At 69.7% G+C, this 7415-nt stretch carries 1 protein-coding gene; it reads left to right on the top strand.

Annotated features, from left to right (window positions below; genetic code table 11):
• A partial coding sequence (locus tag D7V93_RS33060; RefSeq protein WP_120647175.1) for a non-ribosomal peptide synthetase occupies positions 1-7415 on the top strand: 7415 nt, incomplete at both ends.

Genomic DNA, 7415 nt, shown 5'->3' with positions numbered 1-7415 from the left:
GTACGCGGACTTCGCGGCGTGGCAGCGCGACTGGCTCCAGGGCGAGACCCTGGACGCGCAGATCGGCTACTGGAAGGAGAAGCTCACGGGTGCACCGTCCGCGCTGGAGCTGCCCACGGACCGCCCGCGTCCGCCCGTGCAGTCGCACCGCGGCGCCAAGGTGGACGTGCGCATCCCCGCGCAGGTCTCGGACGCCCTCAAGGCCCTGTCCCAACGTGAAGGCGCGACGCCCTTCATGACGCTGCTGGCCGCGTTCCAGGTGCTCCTGTCGCGCTACGCCGGCCAGGACGACATCAGCGTCGGTTCTCCCATCGCGGGACGTACCCAGGCGGAGATGGAAGGCCTCATCGGCTTCTTCGTCAACACGCTCGTGCTGCGGGCGCACCTGAAGCCTCAGTCGACGTTCCGTGAGCTGCTGGCCCAGGTCCGAGGCACCACGCTCGCGGCCTATGAGCACCAGCACCTACCCTTCGAGAAGCTCGTCGAAGCGCTCCAGCCCACGCGCGACCTGAGCCGCGGGCCGCTCTTCCAGGCGATGTTCAGCCTGCAGAACACGCCCACCGAAGCGCTGCGACTGCCAGGCCTGTCCTTCCAGTCGCAGCCGCTGGAGGCGCACTTCGCCAAGTTCGACCTCTCGCTGGGGCTGCGGGACACGCAGGCAGGGATGATGGGCACGTTGGAGTACGCGACGGACCTCTTCAATGCCTCGACCATCGAGCGCATGGCGGGCCACCTGGGCGTGCTGCTGGAGGCCATCGCGGCGAAGCCAGACACCCGGCTCGCGGACCTGCCGCTGCTCACCGACACGGAACGCCGTCAGCTCCTCGTCGAGTGGAATCCGCGCACGCCTGCGACGCAGCGCGAGTCCAGCATCGCCGCGATGGTGGAGGCCCAGGTGCGCCGCATGCCTGATGCCGTGGCGATCATTACCCCGGAGCGGCGCCTGACGTACCGGGAGGTGGACGCACGGGCCAATCAGCTCGCGCACCGGCTGCGCGGCCTGGGCGTCGGCCCCGAAGTGCGCGTGGGCCTCTGCGTGGAGCGCACGGAGGACCTCGTCATCGGGACGCTTGGCATCCTCAAGGCCGGGGGGGCCTACGTACCGCTCGACCCCAGCTATCCGCGCGAACGCCTGAGCTGGCTGTTGGAGGACGCCCAGGGCCCGGCGCTGGTAGCGCATTCGCACCTGCTCGCCTCCCTCCCGGTGCACTCCGCCACGCCGGTGTGCCTGGACACGGACGCGGAGCTGGCGAAGCAGCCCACCACGGCGCCTGCGGTGGACGTGCTCCCTGGCCACCTCGCCTACCTCATCTACACCTCGGGCAGCACCGGCCGTCCCAAGGGTGTCGCCATCACCCACGGCAACGCCGTGGCCTTCCTGCACTGGGCCCTGGCGACGTACTCCCTCGAAGAACTCAAGGGCGTCCTCGCGGCGACAAGCCTCAACTTCGACCTGTCGGTGTTCGAGCTCTTCGCCCCGCTCTCCAGCGGCGGCGCCGTGGTGGTGGCACGCAATGCCTTGCACCTGGCGGAGCTGCCCACCGCTTCGGAGGTAACGCTCGTCAACACCGTGCCCTCCGCCATGGCCCAACTGGTGCGCCTGGGCGCGGTTCCTCCAAGCGTGCGCGTCATCAACCTCGCGGGCGAGGCACTGCCGGAGACGTTGGCGAAGCAGGTCTACGCCCTGCCCTCCGTACAGAAGCTCTACAACCTCTACGGCCCCTCCGAGGACACGACGTACTCGACAGGCTCGCTGGTGGGACGCGAGGAAGTGCCACTCATTGGCCGGCCCCTCCCGGACACGCGCGCCTACGTCCTCGACGCCACGCTCCAACCCGTGCCGGTGGGCGTGGCCGGTGAGTTGTACCTGGCGGGCGAAGGCCAGGCACGCGGCTACCTGCTGCGGCCGGACTTCACCGCGGAGCGCTTCCTCCCGGAGCCCTACGGCCCGACAGGGGGCCGCATGTACCGCACGGGCGACCGCGTCCGGTACCGCGAGGACGGGCGGCTGGAGTACCTCGGCCGCGTGGACTTCCAGGTGAAGGTGCGCGGCTTCCGCATCGAACTGGGCGAGGTGGAGTCCGCTCTCCGTCGGGTGACGGCCATCAAGGACGCGGTGGTGGTGGCGAAGGGCGAAGCCGCCGACAAGCGCCTCGTCGCCTACGTCGTCGCGAAGGCTGGCGAAGCCCTGGAAGCCGAAGCGCTCAAGGCACAGCTGCGTCAGGGCCTCCCGGAGTACATGGTGCCCGGCACGGTGGTGGTGCTGGACGCCCTGCCGCTCAACTCCAACGGCAAGGTGGACCGCAAGGCCCTGCCGGAGCCGGAGGCGCCCCAGTCAGGGAGCACCTACCTCGCACCGCGCACGCTGACGGAGGCGAAGCTGGCCGCCATCTGGGCCGAAGTGCTTCGGCTGCCGCGGGTGGGCGTAAGGGATTCCTTCTTCGAGCTAGGCGGCCACTCGCTGCTCGCCACCCAGGTGGTGTCGCGCGTGCGCGCGGAGTTGAGCGTGGAGTTGCCCCTGCGCGCGCTCTTCGAGTCACCCACGGTGGAAGGACTGGCCCTGCGCCTGACCGGCCTCACGGGAGTCAGCGCCACGGCCCTCACGCGCGTCTCGCACGAAGGTCCGCGGCCCCTCTCCTTCGCGCAACAGCGCCTGTGGCTGTTGGATCAGCTCCAGCCCGGGGACGCATCCTACAACCTGCGCGCCGCGCTCCAGCTCACCGGGCGCCTGGATGTGGAAGCCCTGCGCCGCGCCTTCGAGGCCCTCGTCCTGCGCCACGAGGCCTTGCGCACCACCTTCCACGAGCACCTGGGCCAGCCCACGCAGCACATTCACGCCCCAGGTGACTGGACGCTGCCCGTCATCGACCTCACCTCCCTGCCCGAAGCCCAACGGAACGAGGAAGCCCGACGACAGGCTGACCACGAGGCGCGCCGTCCGTTCCAGCTCGCCACCGGCCCGCTGTTGCGCAGCACGCTGGTACGGCTGAGCGAAGAGGAGCACCTGCTGCTGGTGACGATGCACCACATCGTCTCCGACGGCTGGTCCATGGGCGTGCTCATCCGAGAACTGGCCGCCTTCTACGCGGCGTTCAGCACGGGCAGTACGCCGTCACTCCCCCCGCTACCGATGCAGTACGCGGACTTCGCGGCGTGGCAGCGCGACTGGCTCCAGGGTGAGGTCCTGGACGCGCAGATGGGTTATTGGAAGCAGCAGCTCACGGGTGCACCGGCCGCGCTGGAGCTGCCCACCGACCGTCCACGTCCACCCGTGCAGTCGCACCGCGGCACCAAGGTGGATGTGCGCATCCCCGCGCAGGTCTCGGACGCCCTCAAGGCCCTGTCCCAACGTGAAGGCGCCACGCCCTTCATGACGCTGCTCGCGGCCTACCAAGTGCTCCTGTCGCGTTACGCCGGCCAGGACGACATCAGCGTGGGTTCGCCCATCGCCGGCCGCACCCAGGCGGAGACCGAAGGCCTCATCGGCTTCTTCGTCAACACGCTCGTGCTGCGGGCGCACCTGAAGCCTCAGGCGACGTTCCGTGAGCTGCTGGCCCAGGTCCGAGGCACCACGCTCGCGGCCTATGAGCACCAGCACCTCCCGTTCGAGAAACTCGTCGAAGCGCTGCAACCCGCGCGCGACCTGAGCCGAGGGCCGCTCTTCCAGGCGATGTTCAGCCTGCAGAACACGCCCTCCGAAGCGCTGCGCCTTCCGGGCCTGTCCTTCCAGTCGCTGCCACTGGAAGCGCACTTCGCCAAGTTCGACCTCACCCTGGCGCTGCGAGAGACACCGACGGGGCTCATTGGCTCGTTCGAGTACGCGACGGACCTCTTCGACGCCTCGACCATCGAGCGCATGGCGGGCCATCTGGGCGTGCTGCTGGAGGCCATCGCGACGAAGCCAGACACCCGGCTCGCGGACCTGCCGCTGCTCACCGACACGGAACGCCGTCAGCTCCTCGTCGAGTGGAATCCGCGCACGCCTGCGACGCAGCGCGAGTCCAGCATCGCCGCGATGGTGGAGGCCCAGGTGCGCCGCATGCCTGATGCCGTGGCGATCATTACCCCGGAGCGGCGCCTGACGTACCGGGAGGTGGACGCACGGGCCAATCAGCTCGCGCACCGGCTGCGCGGCCTGGGCGTCGGCCCCGAAGTGCGCGTGGGCCTCTGCGTGGAGCGCACGGAGGACCTCGTCATCGGGACGCTTGGCATCCTCAAGGCCGGGGGGGCCTACGTACCGCTCGACCCCAGCTATCCGCGCGAACGCCTGAGCTGGCTGTTGGAGGACGCCCAGGGCCCGGCGCTGGTAGCGCATTCGCACCTGCTCGCCTTCCTCCCGGTGCACTCCGCCACGCCGGTGTGCCTGGACACGGACGCGGAGCTGGCGAAGCAGCCCACCACGGCGCCTGCGGTGGACGTGCTCCCTGGCCACCTCGCCTACCTCATCTACACCTCGGGCAGCACCGGCCGTCCCAAGGGTGTCGCCATCACCCACGGCAACGCCGTGGCCTTCCTGCACTGGGCCCTGGCGACGTACTCCCTCGAAGAACTCAAGGGCGTCCTCGCGGCGACAAGCCTCAACTTCGACCTGTCGGTGTTCGAGCTCTTCGCCCCGCTCTCCAGCGGCGGCGCCGTGGTGGTGGCACGCAATGCCTTGCACCTGGCGGAGCTGCCCACCGCTTCGGAGGTAACGCTCGTCAACACCGTGCCCTCCGCCATGGCCCAACTGGTGCGCCTGGGCGCGGTTCCTCCAAGCGTGCGCGTCATCAACCTCGCGGGCGAGGCACTGCCGGAGACGTTGGCGAAGCAGGTCTACGCCCTGCCCTCCGTACAGAAGCTCTACAACCTCTACGGCCCCTCCGAGGACACGACGTACTCGACAGGCTCGCTGGTGGGACGCGAGGAAGTGCCGCTCATTGGCCGGCCCCTCCCGGACACGCGCGCCTACGTCCTCGACGCCACGCTCCAACCCGTGCCGGTGGGCGTGGCCGGTGAGTTGTACCTGGCGGGCGAAGGCCAGGCACGCGGCTACCTGCTGCGGCCGGACTTCACCGCGGAGCGCTTCCTCCCGGAGCCCTACGGCCCGACAGGGGGCCGCATGTACCGCACGGGCGACCGCGTCCGGTACCGCGAGGACGGGCGGCTGGAGTACCTCGGCCGCGTGGACTTCCAGGTGAAGGTGCGCGGCTTCCGCATCGAACTGGGCGAGGTGGAGTCCGCTCTCCGTCGGGTGACGGCCATCAAGGACGCGGTGGTGGTGGCGAAGGGCGAAGCCGCCGACAAGCGCCTCGTCGCCTACGTCGTCGCGAAGGCCGGCGAGTCGCTTGAGGTGGAGCCCCTCAAGGCGCAGCTGCGTCTGGGGCTCCCCGAGTACATGGTGCCAGGCACGGTGGTGGTGCTGGACGCCCTGCCGCTCAACTCCAACGGCAAGGTGGACCGCAAGGCACTGCCGGAACCCGAGGCACCCCAGGCAGGACACACCTACCTCGCACCGCGCACGCTGACGGAGGCGAAGCTGGCCGCCATCTGGGCCGAAGTGCTTCGGCTGCCGCGGGTGGGCGTGCGGGACTCCTTCTTCGAGTTGGGCGGCCACTCGCTGCTCGCAACCCAGGTGGTGTCGCGCGTGCGCGCGGAGCTACGCGTGGAGTTGCCCCTGCGTGCGCTCTTCGAGTCACCCACGGTGGAAGGCTTAGCCCTGCGCCTGGCCGGCCTCACGGGAGTCAGCGCCACGGCCCTCACGCGCATCTCGCATGAAGGCCCGCTGCCGCTCTCCTTCGCGCAGCAACGCCTGTGGCTCATCGATCAGCTCGAACCGGGCAGCCCCCTCTACAACATGCCCGTGGCGGTGCGGCTGGACGGCGCCCTGCGCACGGACGTGCTGGAGCAAGCGTTGCAGGAAGTCATCCGTCGCCATGACGCCCTGCGCACCACGTTCGCGCAGGTGGACGGGGAGCCCGTGCAGGTCATCCACCCGGAAGTCGTCCTGCCCCTGGGACACGTCGACCTCTCGGATGTCGAAGCAGTGCAGCGGGAAGCCGAGGCGCGGGCACAGGTGGCCCAAGAGATGCGCAGGCCCTTTGACCTGCGCATCGGCCCCCTCGTGCGCACGCTGCTCTTCAAGCTCGCGGAGCGGGAGCACATCCTCGTCGTCAACATGCACCACATCATCTCCGACGGCTGGTCCCTCGGAGTGCTGGTGCGAGAGGTGAGCACGCTCTATGCCGCGTTCGCCCATGGCCAGCCGTCTCCCCTGCCGGAGCTGCCCGTGCAGTACGCGGACTACGCCGCCTGGCAGCGCCGCACGCTCAGCGGCGAAGCCCTGCAACGCGAAGTGGCCTACTGGGAGGGAAAGCTCTCTGGCGCGCCAGCCGTGCTGGAGTTGCCCACTGACTGGCCGCGACCGGCGGTCCGCAGCACCGCGGGCGCGATGCTTGGCTTCACCCTTCCGCGCGAGCTGACGGAGAAGCTGCGGAGCCTGGGCCATCACGAGGGCGGCTCGCTGTTCATGGTGCTGCTCGCCGGTTGGCAGGCCCTGCTGTCCCGCTATACGGGCCAGCAGGACCTCAGCGTCGGCTCCCCCATCGCGGGCCGCACCCGGGCAGAGACGGAGGGCCTCATCGGCTTCTTCGTCAACACGCTCGTGCTGCGTGCCAACGTGGAGGACGGCCAGTCCTTCCGCGCACTGCTCCAGCAGGTGCGCGGCACGGTGCTCGAAGCGTATGAGCACCAGGACGTGCCCTTCGAGAAGCTCGTGGAGGTGCTGCAGCCCACGCGCAGCCTCAGCCACACACCGCTCTTCCAGACGCTGCTGACGCTCCAGAACCTGCCCACCGAAGACGTGCGGCTGCCGGGCCTGCGCCTGCGAGGTCTGGCCTCCGAGCACACGACGTCGAAGTTCGACCTGAGCGTCTTCTTCTCGGAGACGCCGGATGGGTTGCAGGGCGAAGTGGAGTACAGCACGGCGTTGTTCGAGCGGAGCACGGTGGAGCGGATGGCCGCCCATCTGCGCACGTTGCTGGAAGCCGTGGCCGCGACGCCCGAGCTGTCCGTGGCCGAGCTGCCCCTGCTGGGAGCCGAAGAGCGTCAGCGCCTGCTCGTCGGCTGGAATGAGACCGCGGCAGAGAGCCCCACCGACGTCCCCGTCCACGTCCACTTCGCGCGTCAGGCTCACCGCACGCCCACCGCAGTGGCCCTCGTCCTGGGTGACACGACCCTGACGTATGCCCAGCTTGACGCTCGCGCCAACCAACTGGCCCACCACCTGCGCGCCCTCGGCATCACTCCGGGTGCCCGCGTCGGCCTCGCCGTCGAGCGCTCCTTCGAATTGGTGGTCGCGCTCCTCGCCATCCTCAAGGCCGGTGCCGCCTTCGTCCCCGTGGACCGCAACGCGCCCGTGGAGCGAATCACCGCGCTGC

This window comes from Corallococcus llansteffanensis, from assembly GCF_003612055.1.
Lineage (GTDB): Bacteria > Myxococcota > Myxococcia > Myxococcales > Myxococcaceae > Corallococcus > Corallococcus llansteffanensis.
Note: the sequence above shows the minus strand (reverse complement) of the source record. Positions and strands in the feature narration are given on the sequence as shown.